General features: G+C 61.1%; 19 protein-coding genes. 6 read left to right on the top strand and 13 right to left on the bottom strand.

Annotated features, from left to right (window positions below; translation table 11 throughout):
* The first annotated feature begins 14 nt into the window (after positions 1-14).
* Complete coding sequence (locus tag Q0X28_RS00750) at positions 15-704, top strand: phosphate uptake regulator PhoU (RefSeq protein WP_296238077.1); 690 nt, start codon at positions 15-17, stop codon at positions 702-704.
* A gap of 150 nt (positions 705-854) precedes the next feature.
* Here the strand turns inward: Q0X28_RS00750 and pstB are convergent, their stop codons facing one another.
* The 6 genes from pstB to Q0X28_RS00780 all read right to left on the bottom strand — a co-directional run bounded on the left by pstB (position 855) and on the right by Q0X28_RS00780 (position 6,483).
* On the bottom strand, positions 855-1,631 hold the full coding sequence (gene pstB, locus Q0X28_RS00755) for a phosphate ABC transporter ATP-binding protein PstB (RefSeq protein ID WP_296238079.1): 777 nt from the start codon (positions 1,629-1,631) through the stop codon (positions 855-857).
* 25 nt (positions 1,632-1,656) lie between these two features.
* On the bottom strand, positions 1,657-2,619 hold the full coding sequence (gene pstA, locus Q0X28_RS00760) for a phosphate ABC transporter permease PstA (protein WP_296238082.1): 963 nt from the start codon (positions 2,617-2,619) through the stop codon (positions 1,657-1,659).
* The gene (gene pstC, locus Q0X28_RS00765; RefSeq protein ID WP_296238085.1) at positions 2,620-3,555 is read right to left on the bottom strand and encodes a phosphate ABC transporter permease subunit PstC; all 936 of its coding nucleotides are present in this window, start codon (positions 3,553-3,555) and stop codon (positions 2,620-2,622) included.
* Positions 3,552-4,640, bottom strand: coding sequence for a phosphate ABC transporter substrate-binding protein PstS (gene pstS, locus Q0X28_RS00770; RefSeq protein ID WP_298575489.1), 1,089 nt, complete (start codon positions 4,638-4,640; stop codon positions 3,552-3,554). Before pstS ends, pstC begins: the two co-directional genes overlap by 4 nt.
* Before the next feature lie 84 nt (positions 4,641-4,724).
* On the bottom strand, positions 4,725-5,765 hold the full coding sequence (gene mshD / locus Q0X28_RS00775; RefSeq protein ID WP_298575492.1) for a mycothiol synthase: 1,041 nt from the start codon (positions 5,763-5,765) through the stop codon (positions 4,725-4,727).
* A 4-nt stretch (positions 5,766-5,769) separates the two neighbouring features.
* Positions 5,770-6,483, bottom strand: coding sequence for a response regulator transcription factor (locus tag Q0X28_RS00780; RefSeq protein ID WP_296238090.1), 714 nt, complete (start codon positions 6,481-6,483; stop codon positions 5,770-5,772).
* 148 nt (positions 6,484-6,631) lie between these two features.
* Here Q0X28_RS00780 and Q0X28_RS00785 point away from each other — a divergent pair, with 148 nt between their 5' ends.
* From Q0X28_RS00785 to Q0X28_RS00795, 3 genes are read left to right on the top strand one after another with little or no spacing between them, the layout of a single operon-like run.
* Positions 6,632-7,513, top strand: coding sequence for a DUF2993 domain-containing protein (locus Q0X28_RS00785; protein WP_296238092.1), 882 nt, complete (start codon positions 6,632-6,634; stop codon positions 7,511-7,513).
* 42 nt (positions 7,514-7,555) lie between these two features.
* The gene (locus Q0X28_RS00790) at positions 7,556-7,822 is read left to right on the top strand and encodes a hypothetical protein (protein ID WP_296238094.1); all 267 of its coding nucleotides are present in this window, start codon (positions 7,556-7,558) and stop codon (positions 7,820-7,822) included.
* 14 nt (positions 7,823-7,836) lie between these two features.
* Positions 7,837-8,511 carry an FABP family protein gene (locus Q0X28_RS00795; RefSeq protein WP_296238096.1) on the top strand — a complete coding sequence of 225 codons (675 nt, stop codon included), beginning with the start codon at positions 7,837-7,839 and terminating at the stop codon, positions 8,509-8,511.
* A gap of 15 nt (positions 8,512-8,526) precedes the next feature.
* Here the strand turns inward: Q0X28_RS00795 and cydC are convergent, their stop codons facing one another.
* The 4 genes from cydC to Q0X28_RS00815 are packed head-to-tail and all read right to left on the bottom strand — an operon-like array spanning position 8,527 to position 14,667.
* Positions 8,527-10,236, bottom strand: a complete 1,710-nt coding sequence (gene cydC, locus Q0X28_RS00800; RefSeq protein WP_298575497.1) for a thiol reductant ABC exporter subunit CydC — start codon at positions 10,234-10,236, stop codon at positions 8,527-8,529.
* Positions 10,233-12,053, bottom strand: a complete 1,821-nt coding sequence (cydD, locus tag Q0X28_RS00805) for a thiol reductant ABC exporter subunit CydD (RefSeq protein ID WP_296238100.1) — start codon at positions 12,051-12,053, stop codon at positions 10,233-10,235. The genes cydC and cydD overlap by 4 nt, the downstream gene beginning before the upstream one ends.
* Positions 12,054-12,078: 25 nt before the next feature.
* Entirely contained in the window at positions 12,079-13,116 is a 1,038-nt protein-coding gene (gene cydB / locus Q0X28_RS00810; RefSeq protein WP_296238102.1) for a cytochrome d ubiquinol oxidase subunit II, read from the bottom strand.
* A gap of 15 nt (positions 13,117-13,131) precedes the next feature.
* Positions 13,132-14,667, bottom strand: coding sequence for a cytochrome ubiquinol oxidase subunit I (locus Q0X28_RS00815; protein ID WP_296238105.1), 1,536 nt, complete (start codon positions 14,665-14,667; stop codon positions 13,132-13,134).
* A gap of 384 nt (positions 14,668-15,051) precedes the next feature.
* Between Q0X28_RS00815 and Q0X28_RS00820 the strand changes: the two genes are divergently transcribed.
* On the top strand, positions 15,052-16,236 hold the full coding sequence (locus Q0X28_RS00820; RefSeq protein ID WP_296238107.1) for a folate-binding protein YgfZ: 1,185 nt from the start codon (positions 15,052-15,054) through the stop codon (positions 16,234-16,236).
* A gap of 113 nt (positions 16,237-16,349) precedes the next feature.
* Positions 16,350-16,562 carry a DUF3073 domain-containing protein gene (locus Q0X28_RS00825; protein WP_298575502.1) on the top strand — a complete coding sequence of 71 codons (213 nt, stop codon included), beginning with the start codon at positions 16,350-16,352 and terminating at the stop codon, positions 16,560-16,562.
* Positions 16,563-16,847: 285 nt separating this feature from the next.
* On the opposite strand, the gene purM is transcribed toward Q0X28_RS00825, so the two are convergent.
* Genes purM through Q0X28_RS00840 form a run of 3 tightly spaced genes read right to left on the bottom strand, consistent with a single transcriptional unit; the run spans position 16,848 to position 19,933 of the window.
* A complete protein-coding gene (gene purM, locus Q0X28_RS00830; RefSeq protein ID WP_298575505.1) occupies positions 16,848-17,927 on the bottom strand; it encodes a phosphoribosylformylglycinamidine cyclo-ligase in 1,080 nt (359 codons plus the stop codon).
* Between the two features lie 15 nt (positions 17,928-17,942).
* Positions 17,943-19,505, bottom strand: a complete 1,563-nt coding sequence (gene purF, locus Q0X28_RS00835) for an amidophosphoribosyltransferase (protein ID WP_296238112.1) — start codon at positions 19,503-19,505, stop codon at positions 17,943-17,945.
* Positions 19,506-19,534: 29 nt separating this feature from the next.
* The gene (locus Q0X28_RS00840) at positions 19,535-19,933 is read right to left on the bottom strand and encodes a sterol carrier family protein (RefSeq protein ID WP_296238114.1); all 399 of its coding nucleotides are present in this window, start codon (positions 19,931-19,933) and stop codon (positions 19,535-19,537) included.
* Positions 19,934-19,935: the final 2 nt, after the last annotated feature.

Genomic DNA, 19,935 nt, shown 5'->3' on the forward strand with positions numbered 1-19,935 from the left:
CGTATGATGGACACATGCGTACTGCTTATCAGCATCAGCTTGAGACTCTGAAGAGCGGCTTGCAGGATCTTCTCCAACAGGCCACCCATAACCTGCAGCTAGCTACCAGCGCACTACTGAATGCCGACCTCTCCGCTGCGGAACATGTCATTAGTGGTGCTGACAAGCTCAGCGTAGACGCCCACGAAATGGCGGTTCTCTCCTTCGACCTGCTGGCACTCCAGGCCCCGGTGGCGAGTGACCTCCGTCAAGTAGTGTCGGCGATGAACTCCGTGAACGACGCTCGTCACATGACGATGCATGCCTTGCACATTGCAGACCTTGCCCGCGACCACCACCCCGACTGCTGTGTTCCCGACGAAGCTATTGACCTCATCGAGTCCATGGCGAAGCTGGCGACCGCCGAAGGCAACACCGCCGTGCAGGTGCTGGATGAGCTGGATATTGTCACCGCCCGTTGGTTGAGTGAACGACACCTGCGCATGCATGACTACCGGGAAGCTGCCCTCGCCCTGGTGCGTACCCCCAGCTGTACCTTCAGCCCTCGACAGGCTGCCGACCTGGCACTGCTCGCTCACTACCTGGAGCGGTTTGGCGACTACGCCGTTGATGCCGCGCAACGCGTCATCTATCTGGTGACCGGCGAGGACCCGGAGCTGGATGAGTTGGCGGAAGCTACCCAGGAGGCGGCAGAGCACGACTAAACCGTGCTGCAAGTGGGCTGGAAACCTCATACGGGTAACTGCCTACAGAGTTGCTCCCGCCCTCGTGTACTTGGCGTTGAAGTGACATATGGCCCGCACCTCCCTTACGGAAGTGCGGGCCTCTTGTGTGCTCACTGCGCCTCGCGGGGGTTAGCCGAAGCGGCCGGAGATGTAGTCCTCTGTGGCCTTGTTGTCGGGGTTGGAGAAGATCTTGTTAGTGGGGCCCACTTCCACCAGCTGACCAGGCTTCCCGGTTTCTTCCAGGTTGAAGAAGGCAGTGTCGTCGGAGACGCGGGCCGCCTGCTGCATATTGTGGGTGACGATGACGATGGTGTAGTTCTCCTTGAGCTGGCCCATGAGGTCTTCGACGGCCAGGGTGGAGATGGGGTCAAGGGCGGAGCACGGCTCGTCCATCAGCAGTACCTCGGGTTCGACGGCAATGGCACGGGCGATGCACAGTCGTTGCTGCTGTCCACCAGAGAGGGAACCGCCGGGAATAGTGAGGCGGTCTTTGACCTCATCCCAAAGGTTGGCGGCGCGCAGGGAGCGCTCCACCACCTCCTGCTTTTCCTGCTTGGAGATGCGGCGTTGCAGCTTCAGGCCGGCGACGACGTTGTCCTCGATGGACATGGTGGGGAATGGGTTGGGGCGTTGGAAGACCATGCCGATGGTGCAGCGGAGAGAAACGGGGTCAACCTGGGGGCCGTAGATGTTTTGGCCATCGAGGAGGACCTCGCCGGTGCAGTAGGCGCCGGGGGTAACTTCGTGCATGCGGTTAAGAGTGCGCAGGACGGTGGATTTACCGCAGCCGGAGGGTCCGATAAAGGCCATCACCGAGCGAGGTGCGACTGAGAGGGAAATATCTTTCACGGCGTGAAACTTGCCGTAGTAGATATTTACGTCTTTCATGTCGAGTCGTTTTGCCATGGCTAATTCTTACTCTTTCTTCCGGCTAGACGTTCTTCGGGGCGATCGCCTTGGCAATGACGCGTGCCAAGATATTGAGGATCGCGATGAGGATGACAAGGGTGAGAGCGCTTCCCCACAGGTCGGCGGAGTCCGCGTAATCGGGGGTGACGCGGAAGGCATCGTACATGTAGAGCGTCAGTGAGCTCTGCGGACCATGGAACAGGTCGTAGTTGAAGGCGCGGGTGGAGCCCACCAGGATGATGACGGGTGCGGATTCACCCATGACGCGAGCAATTGCCAGCATGACGCCGGAGGCGATGCCGGAGGCGGCGGTGGGCAGTACGATCTTCATAATGGTTTTCCACTTAGGCACGCCTAGTGCGTAGGCGGCTTCGCGGAGATCCTGCGGCACTACTTTCAGCATCTCTTCTGTGTTGCGGACGATGACGGGGATCATCAGCAGGATGAGGGCGAGGGTGACGGCGAAACCGGAACGATCGAAGCCGAAGATACTCATCCACACGGTGTAGATGAAGAGTGCGGCGACGATGGAGGGGACACCGGAGAGGATGTCCACCATGAAGGTAGTGACCCGGCCGAGTGCCTTGCCTTGCCCGTATTCCACCAGGTAGATGCCGATGGCGAGGCCGATGGGAACGGATACTAGGGTACACATGGCAACCTGCAGGAGGGTGCCGGCGATGGCATGTCCGACGCCTTTGTCACCGGGGGCATAGCCGAGGTCGCCGTTATTCCACCAGACAAGGCTGGCGATGGCAGGCGCTCCCTTGATAATGACAGTGGCGAGTACCCAGATGAGGGGGATGAGGGCCAGGATGAGACAGGCCCAGATAAGCACGGTGGCGACGTGGTTGGACACCTTGCGGCGGGTGGCCAGCGGTTCGAAACCGACGCTCTTTAGTGGGGTGCTGGGGTTGCGTGGGTTAGTGCAGGGAGTGAAGGAATCTTCGTCGCGAACGATGCCGTCAGCTGCTACATGTGACATTTACTTCCCCTTCCGTGCGAGCACGCCGCGGGCGATGCTGTTGACGATGAAGGTGAGGACGAAGAGCACTAGGCCGGCGGCGATGTAGGCGCCGGTGGAGAGTGGGTCTTTGAACTCAGCGGCGGACTGGGCGATCAAGGTGGCGAAGGTAGTGCCGGAGTCGAAGAGGGAGCCTGCGAAGGTACCGCCGGCGATCACCATGAAGAGTGCCATCGTCTCCCCGAGTGCGCGACCGAGGCCCAGCATAGCGCCGGAGATCAGCCCGGATTTACCGAAGGGGAGGACGGAGAGTTTGATCATCTCCCAGCGGGTGGCACCGAGGCCAAGGGCGGCTTCGATCTGCCCTTTGGGGGTTTGGTTGAAGACTTCGCGGGCGGTGGAGGTGATGATGGGAAGGATCATTATGGCCAGCACCACGGCACCGGTGAGGACTGTGCGGGCAGTGCCGAGCGGCGGGTCGCTCGGTTCGGAGCGGAGGAAGGGGATGACGGCACCGATGGTGTCGGAGATCCATTGGAAGGCGGGTCCGAGGAAGGGGCCGAGAACACCGGCTCCCCAGATACCGTAGACGATGGAGGGCACTGCTGCGAGGAGGTCCACGGTGTAGACCAGCGGGCCTTTGAGCTTGGCGGGGCAGTATTGGCTGAGGAAGAGCGAGATTCCCAGTGAGATGGGGAGGGCAAGGAGGAGCGCTACCAGCGACACCACGAGAGTGGTCCAGAAGAGGTTGGAGATACCGAACTTCATGGCGTCTGGGTCGTCGGTGGACCAGGGGCCGTTGTAGGTGAAGAAGTTGACGGTGTTGTGCTGCAGGGCGGGGATGGCGTTCCACAGGAGGAAGATGCCGATGGAGGCGATCACGACGACGATGAAGATGCCGGAGCCCTTCATCGCTCCTGCGAAGACTTTGTCCTGTGCTTGTGTGCCTCCACTCATTTGTTAGCCGCCTCTACTGTGGCCATGAGTTTCTTCTGGTAGCTGGGGGGCAACGGGATGTATCCGTGGGTGCTGACCACTTTTTGGCCTTCGGTGAGGGCACTGTGGAGGAAGGTCTGCAGGAGGCCCCGGTCTGCTGGGGAGTACCCGGCGGAGCAGAAGATCTCGTAGGTGGTGAGGAGGAAGGGGTAGGCACCCGGCTTGTTCAGCGTGTACAGGTGCTTAGTGTCGACAACGCGGTCGAAACTCTTGTCGCGGAAGCGAATGTGGTCAAGGGCGCGGCCGGCGGACTGGTCTGTCATGGCAACGGGGCCAGAGCCGAAGTCCAGGCGGGCCTTCTGCATTTTGGCAGCGTATCCGCCCTCCACATAGGTGATAGCGTACTTGTTGCCCATAACGTCCCCGGCGACACCGGCGGAGCCCTGGGCGCCGTTTCCGACCCCCTGCCAGACTTTACCGGTGGCGTGCGATTTCCAGCTCTTGGGCGCGGTGTATGTGAGGAATTTCTGCACGTTGTCGGTGGTGCCGGATTTGTCCGAGCGGAAGATGACAGAGATGTGCTCCTCAGGAAGATTCTTGCCCGGGTTGAGCTTCTGGAGGCGGGGGTCGTTCCACGTGGTGATCCCGCCGTTGAAAATGAGGGCGAGAGCGTCGGGAGTGAGGGCAAGGCCATCTACACCTGGAAGGTTGTAGGCGATGGCGACGGGGCTGATGACGAGGGGGAGGTGCCAGGCGGGATGTCCCTTGCAGCGTTTGAGAGAACGCTGGGCTTCATCCTCATCGAGGGGAGAGTCGGAGCCGCCGAAAACGACGACGCTTTCTAGGAATTTCTGGACGCCTGCGCCTGAACCTGTGGCATTGTAGGCAAGGTTGATGCCATGTTCTCGAATAAGCACGTCGGCGAACAGGTTGATGGCGTTTTGTTGCGAGGTGGCACCTTCCCCGGTCAGGGTGCCGCGCGTGTTATCCGGGTTGCCTCCGCAGGCGGTGAGCACAGCACTGGTTGTCCCGAGAGCCAGCAGTGTCATGGCAATGCGCGCTCCGGTGCGCCGGGGGCGGAAAGCAGTGTCGTCTAGCGTGTCCATACACCGTTCACGGTACCGATAGGCAAGGAACGAGCACCTCCTTGGCTGGGTAAACAATTGATGAAATAAGCCGAGGTAGAGTGCCTATCTGGCGGAGAGGAGAGAGGGATCGTCCGCATCACAGCGGTACGCCACATCGCAGCGTGCCACGGTAAACCCATTCCGCTCATACACCTTCAAGGCGGCGGCATTGTCACCCTCCACGTAGAGGATGAGCTCTGGTACCCCTCGCGCCGCCAGCCGGCGTAACGCAAGCGAAGTGAGGACGGTGCCAATACGCTTGCCCTGAATCTCCGGGTCGACGCCGACGAGGTACAGTTCCCCGGCGGTCCCGGCGGGAGTGGTGTCAGTGACACCGTGGAGCTTGGTCCACACGAAGCCTGCCACCTGTGGCTGGGAACGGTGGTAGGCAGTGTCGTCGGTGACGAGGGCGACGAAGCACTCCTCCGAGGCGAACCAAGGTTCCTCCCGATGGGAGAGGATATCGTCAACGGTCCAGCCGCTCTGCTCGGGATGCCAAGAGAAAGCAGCATTGTTGACGTGCAGCATCTCTGCATCAATGGTGTCCTGTCCAAAGCGGGCATCAGCTTCGGCCAGGGAGATGATGTCGATACCGGTGGCGAGGTCCGGCAGGTTGACGATGAGGCTGTCGGCGGGACAGCTCATCCGCAGGAGTCCCCGGGACCTCTCGAGATCAAGGCGTTCCGCCAGGTGCCGGGAGGCAGGTAGGTCCCCATGCGACCACACCATGGGACGTTGGTCGAGGGACTCGTCACCGTCCGTACTGGCGGTACTGGTGTCGGTATCGCTGGGGCTGATGCGGAGGGCAGCATCGAGAAGTGCCCGCAGAAGCTTCTCGCCCGACCCTTGGTTTCGGGCGGTGGGGTGCACAACACATTCGATGGTAGGGATCCGGCGCGCATCGACGTTCCCGTAGCCCACCAGACGCCCATCGTCGGTTACCCAGGCGTGGAGGAGGGTAGCGGAGGGATCCGCCCAAATGAGGGCAGCGGCCTGTTCTGAGAGCGGTTCAACGCCGTCGTGGGACAGGGCAGCCGCACATACGATCTCGGCTTGCGCCCGCAGTTGAGCGGGAAAATCGATCTCGCAGTGTAGTTCTGGCACAGAGTTATCCTTCGCGTGAGGTGATGTCCATAGCACTCTCCGATTTCCTGCTCGCGGAGGGTGCCACCGCTTTGTAGCCTACGTTGCGCACTGTTGTAATGAGAGACTCGTACTCCGGGCCGAGCTTGGCGCGCAGACGGCGCACATGTACATCCACGGTGCGAGTACCACCGAAGAAGTCATAGCCCCACACTTCTTGGAGGAGCTGGGCACGGCTAAAAACTCGCCCCGCATGCTGGCACAGGAATTTCAGGAGCTCGAATTCCTTGTACGCCAGGTCGAGGGAACGCCCCTTGAGGCGCGCCACGTAGGTATTTTCGTCAATAACAAGATCACCGAGTGTGATGATGCCGTCATCCAACCTTTCTTCCGCCTCCTGTAGGCGCGCGACCACCATTCTGAGGCGGGCCTCCAACTCCGCTGGACCGGTAGTGGTGAGGAGCAAGTCCGCTACTTTCCAGTCTGGGCTCAAAGCAATGAGGCCACCTTCGGTAAGCACGGGGATGACGGGCTGGTCGCAGGTGGCGGCAAGGGAGCGGCACAAGGAGCGAGTTTCTGCCAGTTCGCTACGAGCGTCCACCAACACGACGTCACGCTCTTCTTCGTCGACGAGGACGCGAAGATCTTTGGGACGCATCACCACAGTATGGGGTAGCAGTCCGAGAGCCGGCACTACGGACGCGACATCCGTCTCGTGGCTAAGCACGAGAATACGCATAGGCTCTCCCTTCAGGGCACCTGCCGGGTTGACGCATCAGCTACCGGAGCAGAACAGCCAGGGCAGGCTCATTAATTACAGCCTATTCTACCCAACCACATGGCCATAGTTGTTAGTAAGCAGAGAACCGATAGTCCACAATAGGAGTATGCGCACGTGGAAAACGACGGTGATGAAGTGTCTGGCCGGACTGGCCATCGTGGTGGTACTGCTGGGAATCGTAGAGATCGCCATCTCCTCCTCTGCGGAGAAAATGTTCGCCAACGCCATCCTCACCAACCCGCGTATCCACACCCGCCCAGAGGTGGCCATCAAATCTTTCCCCAACCTCGTCAAACTTCCTGCCGGGCGCACGGGCGGGCTTCTCGTCAACCTCAATGACGAGCCCCACGCCTCCCCCGATATCCCTCGCGCTAACGTCCAAGTGGAATACTCTAACCTGCGCTTCGACCAGCACGATCTGTTCGCCGGGCGGTTACGCGACTTCAGCTTTGGGGAAGGGACAGGACGCGTCTACATTTCCGGCAGCGCCTTGGCCGAATACTCGGGCATAAGTGACCTCCAATTCCAGGCCGCCGACAATGCCTCCCCCGCCGGCACTGGAGAGGACAAAGCACTCCTCACCGGCACCCTCCAGCTCCCCTGCGGCAGCGACGGCCCCCACCCGGTGTTGGTGGCAGTGCGCGCCCACGTCTTCTTCTGGAAGGAAGGGAAGCGACTGGAAATTGACCCAGAAAATCTGGAAAAGTTCGTCGACACGTCACAACGGCTCAAACCAGACAAGTGCTCTGTCAACGACTCTCTCACCCAACAGGTATTTAAGCGGCTCTCGTTAAGCTTACGGGTCCCCTCACTCCCCCTCGGAATCGTCCCCCAGTTGGCTTTCGCGCAAGCCGGAAACCTTGTCATTGTGGGACCAACCGCCCAGTCCCCCATCACCGGAACAGACACCGCCCGGTATCCTGGAGGTACCTCAACTCAGGCGCGGTGGGAAAACCTCACCAACTACTTCAAGTTCGCCCCACAGTAACGACGTAACTCCCCCACCCCGCGCGTCAGAAAGGATGTGACGATGGTGACGGCAATGCAGATTGTCCTCATCCTGGTCGCCCTAGCCCAGGCGGTCGGGATGATGGCCGTACTGATCTACAACTTTCGCCGCATCCCCGTAGACGCACCGGACGATGACCCTCTCGACAGCGAGACCGCCGACACCGCCCTTTTCCGCAGCGACACCCCGGTAGACGCCGAGGACAATGGAACAGTGCGCCGTTCCCTCCGTACCCGAGACAGTCGCTCCAGCCGGCACCAGCGCCGCACTAACCGACGAAACTACTAGGACTCATCACCATCATGACTGACACCACTACCCCTCGCGACGACGCACCCCTCACCGGCAACGAAGCCATCACTAAAGCGGAGGAAGTTGCCGCCGCTACCTCCGGCCTCAACATCCCCGCCCTCGAAGGCCTGCCCATTGCCGACGACACCGCCAACCTGCGCTACGGGCCGGACATTCACGAAGGCCTGCTGGCCCTCCTCCCCCTGGTGGGCGTCTGGCGGGGGGAAGGCGTTGGGAACTACCCCGAAACCACCCCCAGCGAAGAAGAAGCCAAGAACGAGCAAGGGGACTTCGCCTTTGGACAGCAGCTCATTGTCTCCCACAACGGCGAAAACTACCTGTGCTGGGATTCTCGCACCTGGCGACTGGACGGGGACGGCTCCGTCACCAACCCGGATGTGCGCGAGACCGGCTTCTGGCGCATTAGCCCCACCGATGAGATTGAGCTACTGGTGTGCACCAGCACCGGACTCTCCGAACTCTACCTGGGGAAGCCGCTGAATGAGCGGGCTTGGGAACTGACAACCGATGTGTCCCTTGCCTCCCCCACCGGCCAGGATCTGGGCCGCAGCAAACGTCTTTATGGTCTCGTCGAAGGCACAGACCTGGGATGGGTCGAAGAGCGCGAAGTGAGCAACGAGTATGTGCCACGCATGTCCGCACGTCTTCACCGTGTTGTCGGCTAGCACCAGCTGAGCGGGTTAGACGGAGAGGAGCCGGCGCTCAGGTGTCGGCTCCACATTCATTACCTGCACACCCTCCGGTAGCTGAGCCGGCAGCACATGCGTCACCACCACCACCGCTTGGTCGGGGGTGAAGATATCATCTGCCGCCAAAATTCGCTGCATCATGGCGGTCACGTCCACCGCGTCCATGTGCTCGGTAGGCTCGTCGAGGAACACCACTGAGCGCTGCGACACCAAGGCGCGTGCCAGCAGGATGCGGCGGCGTTCACCACCAGAAACCGCTTCCGCACCACCCACCAGCTGGGTGTGCACTCCCGCGGGAAGGTGCTCGAGCCACTCGCCCAAGCCCACTTTCTGGAGGGCAGCCACGGCCTCGTCCTCCGTCAGGTCACCTGTCACCACATGCAGGTTCTCCAACACCGTCGTGTCGAACAGGTGGGCATCCTCGGGGAACACCCCCACAGCGGCGCGCAGGCTGGTCTCTTCCGCTGTGGCCACATCCACACCATGGATACGGGTCGATCCGTTGAGAGCCGGAAGCAAGCCAGCCATGGTGGAGAGCAGGGTGGTTTTTCCAATACCGGAGGGGCCCACGATAACCACTCGTTGGCCGGGCTGCAGCTGCACACTGAGCGGCTCATTGAGGGGGTGTGCAGCGTCCCAGCCAGCCACCAGGTTCTCCACCTGAACTGCCGGGGTACCCGCCGGTACGTCTGCTGGCACCGAAGTTCCCTCGGCCGTGCGGGGTGGGGTGAGGAGTTCGCGGAGTCGGCGGAGCGACGCGCGCGACTGCACATACTGTTGTGCGGCAGCCGGCAACTGGTCGGAGGCTTCAAAAGCAGCGAGCGGAAGGAGCGCCATCACCAGCAGGGTGGTGGGTTGCATGGCAGTTGTCTCGGCGAAGATAACCCCCGCCCCATTCTGGGCGTAGAGGATGATGCCGATCATCAGACAGGCCAGTACAGTCAGCCAGGTGGCAACTGGCCCGATAGCCGAGGCAATCGCGTTGGGGACCGCGCTACGGTCTTCTTCCCGCAGACTGCGTTGTCCGGCACGATCAGCGGAATCGATGACTGTGTCGAGACGCCCCGCCACAGCCAGCTCGGGGGCATGGTCCATGACGGTGACGACATCCGAGTAAAGGTCGTGTTCGGCCTCCGCGCGGGCTTCCTCGGCGGCAGTGTAGGAGCGGGCAGACAGCCATGGAACCAGTACACCGGCCAGGAGGAGGGTGACGGCTAGCACGAGCCCGGCCCATGGGGAGAGGAGGAACATCCACACCACCGCAATGACATCCAGCACGAGGGCTACGCAGGCGGGAATGATGGCGCGCACGATAAGGTCTCCCACGTCATCTACATCGGAGCCGAGGCGGGCGAGGAAATCCCCCTTGCGCATCCGCAGCACCACGGTGGGGTCGCCAGCGGCGAGCCGCTGGTAGATAGTTTCGCGGGCGTTGACCAGCCCGCCCAATGCAACTTTGTGGGAGGCCAGGCGATCCAGGTAGCGGAAGAGACCGCGGGACACGCCGAGTGCGCGCACACAGGTCACCGAGACAGTAATGGCAGCGACCAATGGTTTCTGCCAGGTACGTGCAATGAGCCAGGCAGACAGGCCGGCCAGGCTGAGGGCTGCCAGGAGGGTAAGACTGCCCATGAGGACAGCGAGGGCTATCCGCCACTTATTCATGCGGAGTAGATCGAAAGCGAAGCGAAGTTCGTTCACTGGTCAACCTCCTCAGATGTGGGAGCTAGGGCAGAGACGTGTGATCTTTCTCCGCTCTCCTCAGTATCCTTGTCCAGCCGTGCGACCTGCACGACCTTGTCTGCTGCCTGGAGAAGTTTGTCCCGGTGACCGACGATGAGGATAGTGTCTCCAGTGGCGGCCCGCTCGCGGAGACGCGCAATCACGCGTGCTTCTGCCTCCCCATCAAGGTGGGCGGTGGGTTCGTCGAGGAGTAGCACGTGGCGTGTGGTATCAGCGAGAGTGCGGGTGAGAGCGAGACGCTGGCGCTGCCCGAGGCTGAGTCCGAGGCCGCCGGATCCGAGCCACGTGTCGTAGCCGTTTGGGAGCTGGTCGAGCACAAGGTCGAAGCCCGTTTGGTGGGCTGCGTCGGCGATAGCTGCCATGTCGAGTTGTTGGGACGGACCAGTGTCACTGACGCTAGTGCCGCCAGCGGTGGTGGGGACACCGAGGTTGTCGAGTACGGTGCCGGCAATGAGGGCAGCACGTTGCGGTAGCCAGCTGACGTGGTCCCACAGTTGTGCGGTGGGAATGCTGGCAACGGGGTGGCCATCAACGGTGATGTCACCTTGGACACCGGGATCTCCGGGGAGCATACCGGGCATACCAAGGATACTGAGGAAGCTCGTAGACTTGCCCACACCGTTCGCACCGGTGAGGACGGTGATCTGTCCGGGTTCAGCGGTGAAGGAGAGCTGGTAGGGGGCGTAGGCGCCGCGCGAGTCAATGGTGAGGCCGGTGACAGCGATGCGGCTGGCAGGGGTAAGAGTGCAGGCGGTATCAGTCTCTGGCTGGCGGTGGGAGAGCTCCTCGGCCAGAGCGAGGGCGGTGAAAGCGCGGTCGGCGGCATGTTGGCCATCTTCGGAGTCGTGGAATTTTGACCCGACGGTGCGGAGTGGCTTGTAGACGTCTGCCACCAGAATGAGGACGAAAATGGCGTTGAAGAGAGGAACTTGGCCGGTGTAGCCCATGAGGCGGAAGCCCAGTTCGACGGCTACGAGAGCGACGCAGAGGGTGGAGAGAAGCTCCAGTACGGCGCTGGAGAGGAACGCGATGCGCAGCGAGGCCATGCTGGCGGCGAAGTGTTCTTCTCCTACTGTGCGAACGGTCCGGGCGGGGACTTTTTCGCGGCCGAGGGAGATGAGGGTGGGAAGACCGGCTACCAAGTCGAGGAGGGTGCTGGCAAGAGTCTTCATGGAGTTGAGGTGACGGCGGGTGCGCTCTTCGGTGAGCATGCCGACCAGGATCATGAAGAGGGGAATGAGCGGAATAGTGAGGGCGATGATAATGGCGGAAAGCCGATCCGCCCAGAGGATTGCCACCCAGGTGAGGGGGCTGACGGTGGCCGCCAGCATGAGGGCGGGGATGTAACTGATGAGGTAGGCGGGGAGCCCGTCCAGCCCCGAGGTGGCGACGGTGCGGAGTTCATCTCGGTTCGCGGCCAGCACGCGCGGGTTAGTGCGGCGGGCGGCGCGAAGGAGAGCAAGGCGCAGGTCGAGGACGACACGGCCGGCTGACCGGTGGGCGAAGCGGTCTTGTACCCAACCGGTGAGGGCGCGCAGCACGATCATGCCGGCGAGGAGGCTGAGTTCCAGTGTCCACGCGCTGAGGTGGCGGGTGCTGGGGTCGGTAATAATGCCGCTGGTAATGGTAGCGATGCACCAGGCGACAACGATCATTTGGGCGGCGATAAGAACGCCGACAACTACCGAGAGAACCAGGTAACTGCGGGCGCTTCGAGAAGCTTTCCACAGTCGCGGATCAATTGGCGGTTGTCGGCGTTCTTTGTTGTTCTTCACGAACTAAAGGCTACCTAATTTTGTCTTAGGAAGCCGGCTCCAAGCCGAGTCCATCGGGGATAAGAGCCGTGGTCAGTCGCTTACGGAAGACCCAGAAGGTCCAGGCCTGGTAAGCGAGGACAATCGGCGTCATCACACCCGCGGCGATGGTCATCACCTTCAGGGTGTATTGAGTGGACGAGGAGTTGAAGATGGTCAGCGAGAAGCCACCTTCCAGAGTGCTCGGCATGAGGTACGGGTAGAGGGCACCGAACAGCAGCAAAACCACACCGGCAATGGTGAGGCACATGAGGCCAAAGGCGGCTGCTTCCTTTTCGAGCCATGCCAGGGCGACGGCGGCAATCAAGGCGAGGGCGGCAATGACGAGGGCAGCCCACGTCCAGCCCTTTCCGTGTGCCAGTTGAGTCCACAGGCCGAAGGCTGCCACCACGATGATAGTGGGGATGGCGACGTAGCGAACTGCCTTAAGAGCGGACTCGCGAACGATGCCGTCGGTCTTGAGGGCCATGAAGACGCCTCCGTGGAGGGTGAACAGGAGCAGGGTGGCCAGGCCGCCGAGCAGGCCGTAGGGGTTCAGCAGGCCCCACAGCGGGGTGAGAATGTTCTTGTTGGCGTCAATGTCGACACCCTGGACGATGTTGGCGAAGGCCACACCCCAGAGAAGCGCCGGCAGCAGGGAGCCAACGAAGAATCCGATATCCCAGGCCTTGCGCCATCCCTTGGTCTCGATCTTGCCGCGGAACTCGATGGAGACGTTGCGCCAGATGAGGGCAAGGAGGATGAGGAACAGGGCGAGATAGAAGCCGCTGAACATGGTGGCGTACCACTGCGGGAAGGAGGCGAAGAGAGCGCCACCACCGGTGAGCAGCCACACTTCGTTACCGTCCCAGTGGGGGCCGATGGTATTCAGGACAACGCGGCGCTTCTTCTCTTGCACATCGGGATTATCGTGGCGAGAGACGAAGGGGGACAGAATGCCGACACCGAAGTCGAAGCCTTCCAGCACAAAGTAGCCGAGGAAGAGGACTGCGACCAGAACAAACCAGGTGATTTGCAAACCCATGTCAGTAACCTCCTCTTAGTAGGCGAAGGAGAGCGGGGTGGGGTCCCCGTTCTCGTCTTGAGCGTGGTCGGGGTAGCCGTCCTTGTCCTCATCCTTGAATTCGGGCAAGGGTTTCTTGTCGTGCTCCAGCAGACCTTCCATGGTGTAGCGGCGCATGAGGTAGAACCAGACGACGGCGAGGATGAGGTAGACCAGGGTGAAGCCAATCACCGAGATCCACACCTCGTAGGGCTCCAGCGGCGAGACGGCTTCTGCGACCGTCAGGTGGATGCGCGGGTCACCTGAGGGGTTCGGGTGCACGATCCAGGGCTGGCGGCCCATTTCCGTCATGATCCAGCCGAGAGAGTGGCCAATGAACGGGAAGGGCAGGCAGAAGACCGCGAAGCGACCGAAGTGCTTGCTGGTCGGGATCTTCCCCTTGCGGGTGACGACCAGGCCCACGATGGCGAGAATGGCGCTGAGGAGGCCCATCGCGATCATGAGGCGGAAGGTCCAGTAGGTGACGAGGAGGTTCGGGCGGTAATTACCGGGACCGTAGATGTCTTCGTACTGCTTCTGAAGGTTTTCTACACCTTCCACCTTGACGCCGGTCGGCTTCCATTCGAGAAGCAGGGACAGTACGTGCGGGGCACCAAGGACTTCCTTGGCATTGTCACACTTGTTGTCCGGGGCTGAGGTGATGACGGAGAAGTTCGGGTCCATCTCGGTCTTGCAGACCAGCTCGGCGGCAGCGCCCTTCATCGGCTGATCGCTGAAGACCCACTGCATCTGCACGTGGCCAGTGACCATAACGAGCAGGCCGGAGATGATCATCACCAGGAGGCCGAGGCGGAAGACCGGACGGAAGACGTTTTCAGCATCGTCCACAGTGTGCTCGCCGATATCTTCCTTCTCGAATTCAGCCGGCAGGGTGCGGTTGCGCACGATGCGGGACATCCACCAGCCGGCGATGCCGGCGATGAACGTGGCGGAGAGGAGGAAAGAGGCGGAGATGACGTGGCTGAAGGCCAGCAGACTGGCGGGGTTGCCGAGCAAGGCACCAAAGTCAACGAGTTCTGCACGGCCCGTTTCTGGATTGAACTTGGCACCGACGGGGTGCTGCATGAATCCGTTAGCGGTGATGATCCAGAAGGCGGAGATGTTGGTTGCTAGTGCGAAGGCCCAGGCAGATGCGAGGTGGGCCTTGCGGGGCAGACGGCCCCAGCCGAAGATCCAGAGCCCGAGGAAGGTGGACTCGAGGAAGAAGGCCATGAGGCCTTCGAAGGCGAGCGGTGCGCCGAATACGTCACCGACGTAGGCGGAGTATCCGGACCAGTTCATACCGAACTGGAACTCCTGCACGATGCCGGTTGCGACACCGAGGGCAAAGTTGATGATCATCAACTTGCCGAAGAACTTGGTAGCGCGGTACCACCCCTCCTTCTTCGTACCCATCCACATGGACTGCATGATGGCAACGAGGACCGTGAGGCCCAGCGTCAATGGCACGAAGATGAAGTGATAGACCGTGGTGATCCCGAATTGCCACCGGGAAAGGTCTAATACATCCATTGAAGCGACTCCGTTTGCTAGGCGTTTAAGCCATTGCGGCGATCCCGAAACATTTCGGGCCTAGGCTAAACTTAACAGGCCTGCCAGCTGAAATGAACCTGAATGCGACAGACTGTCTCATTATTTGTCATTAAGTGTTCGTTTTGAAACGGATTTCTTTTTCCGAATCGCTGTAGCACTTTCGTGACCGGCATTTATAGTGGCGTACGTCACAATTGATAACTCAGGCTAATCGTATTTTTTGACACTATTACAGACGGAATGCTTTACCCCCAAACGGGGGTGCTCCTGTTTTTATCCCGGATTTATCCTGAATTCCTTGGCTTTTGGCGGTGCACAATACGCCCTCCTGACACACACCGACAGTCTCGCTACACTTTCCCTATGACTACCAGCTACCAGTTCCCCCACGCGGTTTCTGCCCCCGCTCCCGCACAGAACCCAACCTGGCACTGCAGAGACCCCTTCACCGAGCAACGCGCCGCCCAACACAACGGTGCCCTTGTCGACTTCCGTCACCTCGCCGTTCTCAGCATCAGCGGAGAAGACTCCCCCAGCTGGCTACACTCCCTCCTCTCTCAAAAAGTCCTCGACATGCCCGCCGACTCCACCACTCGCAGTGAATTGCGCCGCGCGCACGTCCTCGACGCCCACGGACACATCCTTGAAGAATGCTGGGTAGCTCGCACCAGTGACGGTTACCTCCTCGCCACCCCCCGCAGCCACCAACACAGCCTCCTCGACTACCTCACCAGTATGGTGTTCTGGTCGCGCGTCTCCGTCACTGCCACCGACCACACCGTCGCCGCCATCCTCGGCCCCTTCACAGCAGAACACACAACAGAGGCTACGGACACTGCGGACACAACAGAGAACTTCCCCGCAACACCCCGTCCTCCCCTCTCCACACCAGTTGCCGAGATTATCGACCACAACCACCTTGTGGCAGCGGGCGGCTCTCCCCGCGGACTCCCCCTCACGCTGCTCTTCATCCCTCCCACCGCGGACCTTCCGCAGACAATTGACGCACTATTGGCCACTGGGCTCACTGCCACCGGCAGCTGGACCTGGGATGCGCTCCGCTGCGCCGCCGGACTGCCAGAAATCACCACTGATGTGGATGAGCGTTCCCTCCCCCACGAATATGACTCCGTCGGCGATCCGGCCACCGGTGCCGCTGCCTCCGTCACCAAAGGGTGCTACCGCGGGCAAGAAACTGTCGCCAAGATCCACAATGTGGGCCTTCCACCCCGACGCCAGGTGGTCCTCCTCCTCGATGGGTCCTCCGAACTACGCCCAACCCCCGGCACAGCCCTCTACGCAGATCCCGAGCAGAAGAAGGTTACCGGGCGCATTGGCACGGTGGTGGATCACTGGGAATACGGCCCCATGGCGTTGGCACTTGTCCGCCGCACGGTGGACGACACCACTGAGCTCACCTGGAAAACAGATGAAGGCGCAGGTAGTGCCGCAATCGTCGGCGAGCTTTCGGTTCATCCCGTCGAGCACCGCGCAGGCCGAGACGCGGTAAAAAACTTCCGATCTTCGGCACGGAATAGGAACTTGTAACGCGAAAAAGGAATTTTGGAGGGAAAACCGGTATCCTAGTTGCCAGGAACATACTTAAAGCATTCGGTGACTCACATCAGTGAGAGCCATCCACATTTCAAGGGGGTCAGGCCATGGGCCGCGGCCGTGCCAAGGCGAAGCAGGCAAAAGTTGCTCGCCAGTTGAAGTACAACTCTCCTGAGACAGATTTTGAAAGCCTTCAGCGTGAGCTGTCAGGCTCCTCTGGGGATGACGATCGCTACGTCGATAAGTGGGCGGACGAGTACGACGACGATACCGATGACGGTGACGACGATCAGTACAAGAAATACGCAGATTGGCAGTGACCAGCCCACGCGCTGAATGTTTTTCCACTCCATCCTTCTTCGGTGATGAGTAGCCTCACCATAACCTCACTTCCTTAGACCGATGACGGTACCCCCTACCCTTTGTCAGCGGCACACCCGCTCCCTCCTACTCCTACAGACCACAACAAAGGAGCTCCGCCCTTACAGACGGAGCTCCTTCACGTTTGTTTCTCGCACGGTTACCGGCGGTTCCTAGGAGTGCTCGCCGCAGTCCAACCGAACCCGTCACACTCCTCGATGACAAGTAGCCGGCGGCAAGTACACCTAGAAACGCGGATGGTTACCGCGCAGAGTGGCGCGCGGCGCACTGGCATCCTCAGCCACACGGACCTCGCCCAGCACCCACGAATCAATATGGCGGGCAGTCAGCACGGCCATTGCCCTGTCCACATCCTCCGGCGCCACCACAGCAACCATGCCCACACCCATATTAAAGGTCTGCTCCATGTCTGCGCGCTCCACCCGGCCTTCCTTCTGGATGACACGGAATACCGCACCCGGGTTCCAGGTGGCGCGGTCCAGATCGACAGTGAGGCCATCCGGGATGACGCGCGCCAGGTTACCGGCCAGACCGCCTCCAGTGACGTGGCAGAACGTGTGAACCTGAGCTTCCGCCATCACCGCCAGGCAGTCCTTGGCATAAATGTGGGTGGGCTCCAACAGCTCTTCACCCACCGTACGGCCAAACTCTTCAACCTGGGCGTCCAGGGGCAGGCCGGCCATATCCAGCAGCACCTTGCGGGCCAGCGAGTAGCCATTCGAGTGCAGACCCGAGGACGCCATGGCGATGCAGACGTCGCCGGCCTTTACCCGCTCCGGCCCCAGCACGTCAGCGGCTTCCACCACACCCACGCCAGTAGCCGCGAGGTCGAACTCATCGGGAGCCATCAGGCCGGGATGCTCGGCGGTTTCCCCACCCAGCAGGGCGCAGCCGCACCGCACACAGCCTTCAGCAATACCCTCTACCAGCTTGGCGACCTTCTCCGGCACCACATGGCCAATGGAGATGTAGTCCTGTAGGAAGAGTGGTTCCGCACCGCACACCACCAGATCGTCCACGACCATGGCGACAAGGTCAAGACCCACCGTGTGGTAGATCTCCATCTGGCGGGCAATATCAATCTTGGTACCAACACCATCAGAGGAAGCTGCCAGCAGCGGCTCCTTGTAGTGGGTGCCGAGAGCGAAAAGGCCGGCAAAGCCGCCTAGCCCGCCGCGTACCTCGGGCCGGGTGGCTTTCTTGGCGAGCGGCGCGAAAAGTTCAACGGCTTTATCGCCTGCTTCAATATCGACACCGGCTTGGGCGTAGGACATCCCTTGCGACTGGGGGTTTTCCACACTCATGAGACACTCACTTCTTTACTGCGGGGTGTTGGTGATCTGTTCTTCAGCTTCTACCAGGTCCAGCAGATCGTCTGGCACCTCGGTGTCGGAAGCCACCACGCAGTTGGCACCCTTCATGTGCAGAAGGGGCTTCACCAGTGGATTTTCCGGGGGAAGTTTAATGGGGTACTGGCCATCAAAGCAGGCACAGCACATTTCGTTGGCCGGCTGGCAGGTGGAGTTCACCATCGCCTCCTGGGAAACGAATCCCAGCGAGTCGGCACCGATCGCCCGCCGCACGCCTTCCAGCATGTCATCGGCATCATCGACACCGTTAGCAATAAGCTCTGCCGGGGAGGCGAAGTCGATGCCATAGAAGCAGGGCCACTTCACCGGCGGGGAGGCAATACGGACATGGACCTCCGCGGCACCAGCTTCACGCAGCATACTCACCAGGGCACGCTGGGTATTACCGCGCACAATGGAATCATCCACGACCACCAGTCGCTTTCCGCGGATCACTTCGCGCAGCGGGTTGAGCTTCAGGCGGATGCCCAGCTGACGGATGGTCTGGGAGGGCTGAATGAAGGTGCGACCAACATAGGAATTCTTAGTGAGGCCCTGGGCGAAGGGAATACCAGATTCTTGCGCATACCCCACCGCGGCGGGGGTACCGGACTCGGGAACCGGGATGACAAGATCGCCATCGCAGGGGTGCTCGCGGGCGAGACTGCGGCCGATCTCCACCCGAGCCGCGTTGACCGAGCGACCGTTCAGGAAGGAGTCAGGGCGGGCCAGGTAGACGTGTTCGAAAACGCAGCGGGCATGGCGCGGCTCGGCAAAGCGGCGCGAGTGCACGCCGGTGGCATTGATAGTGACAAACTCGCCTGGTTCAATATCACGCACGTAAGAGGCACCCACGATATCGAGGGCACAGGTTTCGGAGGCGACTACCCAGCCACGGTCCAGCCTACCGAGGCTGAGAGGACGCACCCCGTATGGGTCGCGTGCAGCGTAGATGGTGTCGGTGTCGCACATGACGAAGCAGAAAGCACCCTCGACCTTGGGGAGAAGATGCAAGGCTGCTTCTTCCAGCCCCCCGTTGACTGCGGTGTGGGCCAGTAGTGAGGCCACCACGTCGGTATCGGAGGCACAACCGGCCAGTTCGTTTTCCGGCATGATGCCGAGTTGAACGGCTCGCCGCTTGAGGGCGGTGGTGTTGACGAGATTGCCGTTGTGGGCCAGCGCCACTCCGGTGTCTTCGCCGATGGACCGAAACATCGGCTGGGCGTTCTCCCAAGTGGTGGCGCCGGTAGTGGAGTAACGGGTATGGCCGATGGCAACGTTGCCACGCATGGCCTGGAGAGTTTGCTCGTCGAAGACCTGGTTTACTAGACCCAAGTCTTTAAAGACGATTGTTTGGTGGCCGTCACCGACGGCGATACCGGCAGCTTCCTGACCACGGTGCTGCAGTGCAAACAGGCCGTAGAAGGTCAGCTTTGCGACATCTTCCTCGGGAGCCCAGACTGCGAAGACGCCACATTCCTCGCGGGGCTTCTGCTCTCCTAGGTCGTCCAAAGGGCTGGTCATGGTACTCATCGTACCTTTCTTGGTAGTCGTCTCGTTAGTTAGTTCGCTGGCACTATGGGCAGCCAGTGGGCGATCTCCCCGGCGCGACTTCCGGAGGCGCTCAGTCGGGGTGGGGCAACGTCCGCCCACCGTTCCTGGCCGGTAACGAGGCGCAGCCAGGTGTGGGGGTCGGTTTGCACCACATTGGGTGGGGTACCGCGGGTGTGCCGCGGCCCTTCCACGCATTGCACCGCGACGAAAGGCGGGATACGGACTTCCACACTCTGGCCGGGAGCTAGCTCGGCGAGAGTACGGGCGGATCCGCGCACCGCCTCGGCTATCGTGCTGTAACGGGGGTCGGTACGTGGAGGCACAGCCGCGCCGTCATCCTCGATCCAGGACAGGATACTGAGGATGACGGCGCGCAAGTCCGTCGGGGACGGTGCAGTGCGGGGCACGC

Origin of the sequence: uncultured Lawsonella sp. (assembly GCF_947252745.1) — a bacterium.
GTDB lineage: Bacteria > Actinomycetota > Actinomycetes > Mycobacteriales > Mycobacteriaceae > Lawsonella.

Coding starts and splice junctions, on each gene's coding strand:
- Q0X28_RS00815 (WP_296238105.1), bottom strand. CDS start 14,667: ATGGATGTATTAGACCTTTCCCGGTGGCAATTCGGGATCACCACGGTC.
- Q0X28_RS00820 (WP_296238107.1), top strand. CDS start 15,052: ATGACTACCAGCTACCAGTTCCCCCACGCGGTTTCTGCCCCCGCTCCC.
- Q0X28_RS00825 (WP_298575502.1), top strand. CDS start 16,350: ATGGGCCGCGGCCGTGCCAAGGCGAAGCAGGCAAAAGTTGCTCGCCAG.
- purF (WP_296238112.1), bottom strand. CDS start 19,505: ATGAGTACCATGACCAGCCCTTTGGACGACCTAGGAGAGCAGAAGCCC.
- Q0X28_RS00780 (WP_296238090.1), bottom strand. CDS start 6,483: ATGCGTATTCTCGTGCTTAGCCACGAGACGGATGTCGCGTCCGTAGTG.
- Q0X28_RS00750 (WP_296238077.1), top strand. CDS start 15: ATGCGTACTGCTTATCAGCATCAGCTTGAGACTCTGAAGAGCGGCTTG.
- pstB (WP_296238079.1), bottom strand. CDS start 1,631: ATGGCAAAACGACTCGACATGAAAGACGTAAATATCTACTACGGCAAG.
- Q0X28_RS00790 (WP_296238094.1), top strand. CDS start 7,556: ATGGTGACGGCAATGCAGATTGTCCTCATCCTGGTCGCCCTAGCCCAG.
- pstA (WP_296238082.1), bottom strand. CDS start 2,619: ATGTCACATGTAGCAGCTGACGGCATCGTTCGCGACGAAGATTCCTTC.
- Q0X28_RS00795 (WP_296238096.1), top strand. CDS start 7,837: ATGACTGACACCACTACCCCTCGCGACGACGCACCCCTCACCGGCAAC.
- purM (WP_298575505.1), bottom strand. CDS start 17,927: ATGAGTGTGGAAAACCCCCAGTCGCAAGGGATGTCCTACGCCCAAGCC.
- Q0X28_RS00785 (WP_296238092.1), top strand. CDS start 6,632: ATGCGCACGTGGAAAACGACGGTGATGAAGTGTCTGGCCGGACTGGCC.
- pstS (WP_298575489.1), bottom strand. CDS start 4,640: ATGGACACGCTAGACGACACTGCTTTCCGCCCCCGGCGCACCGGAGCG.
- cydB (WP_296238102.1), bottom strand. CDS start 13,116: ATGGGTTTGCAAATCACCTGGTTTGTTCTGGTCGCAGTCCTCTTCCTC.
- pstC (WP_296238085.1), bottom strand. CDS start 3,555: ATGAGTGGAGGCACACAAGCACAGGACAAAGTCTTCGCAGGAGCGATG.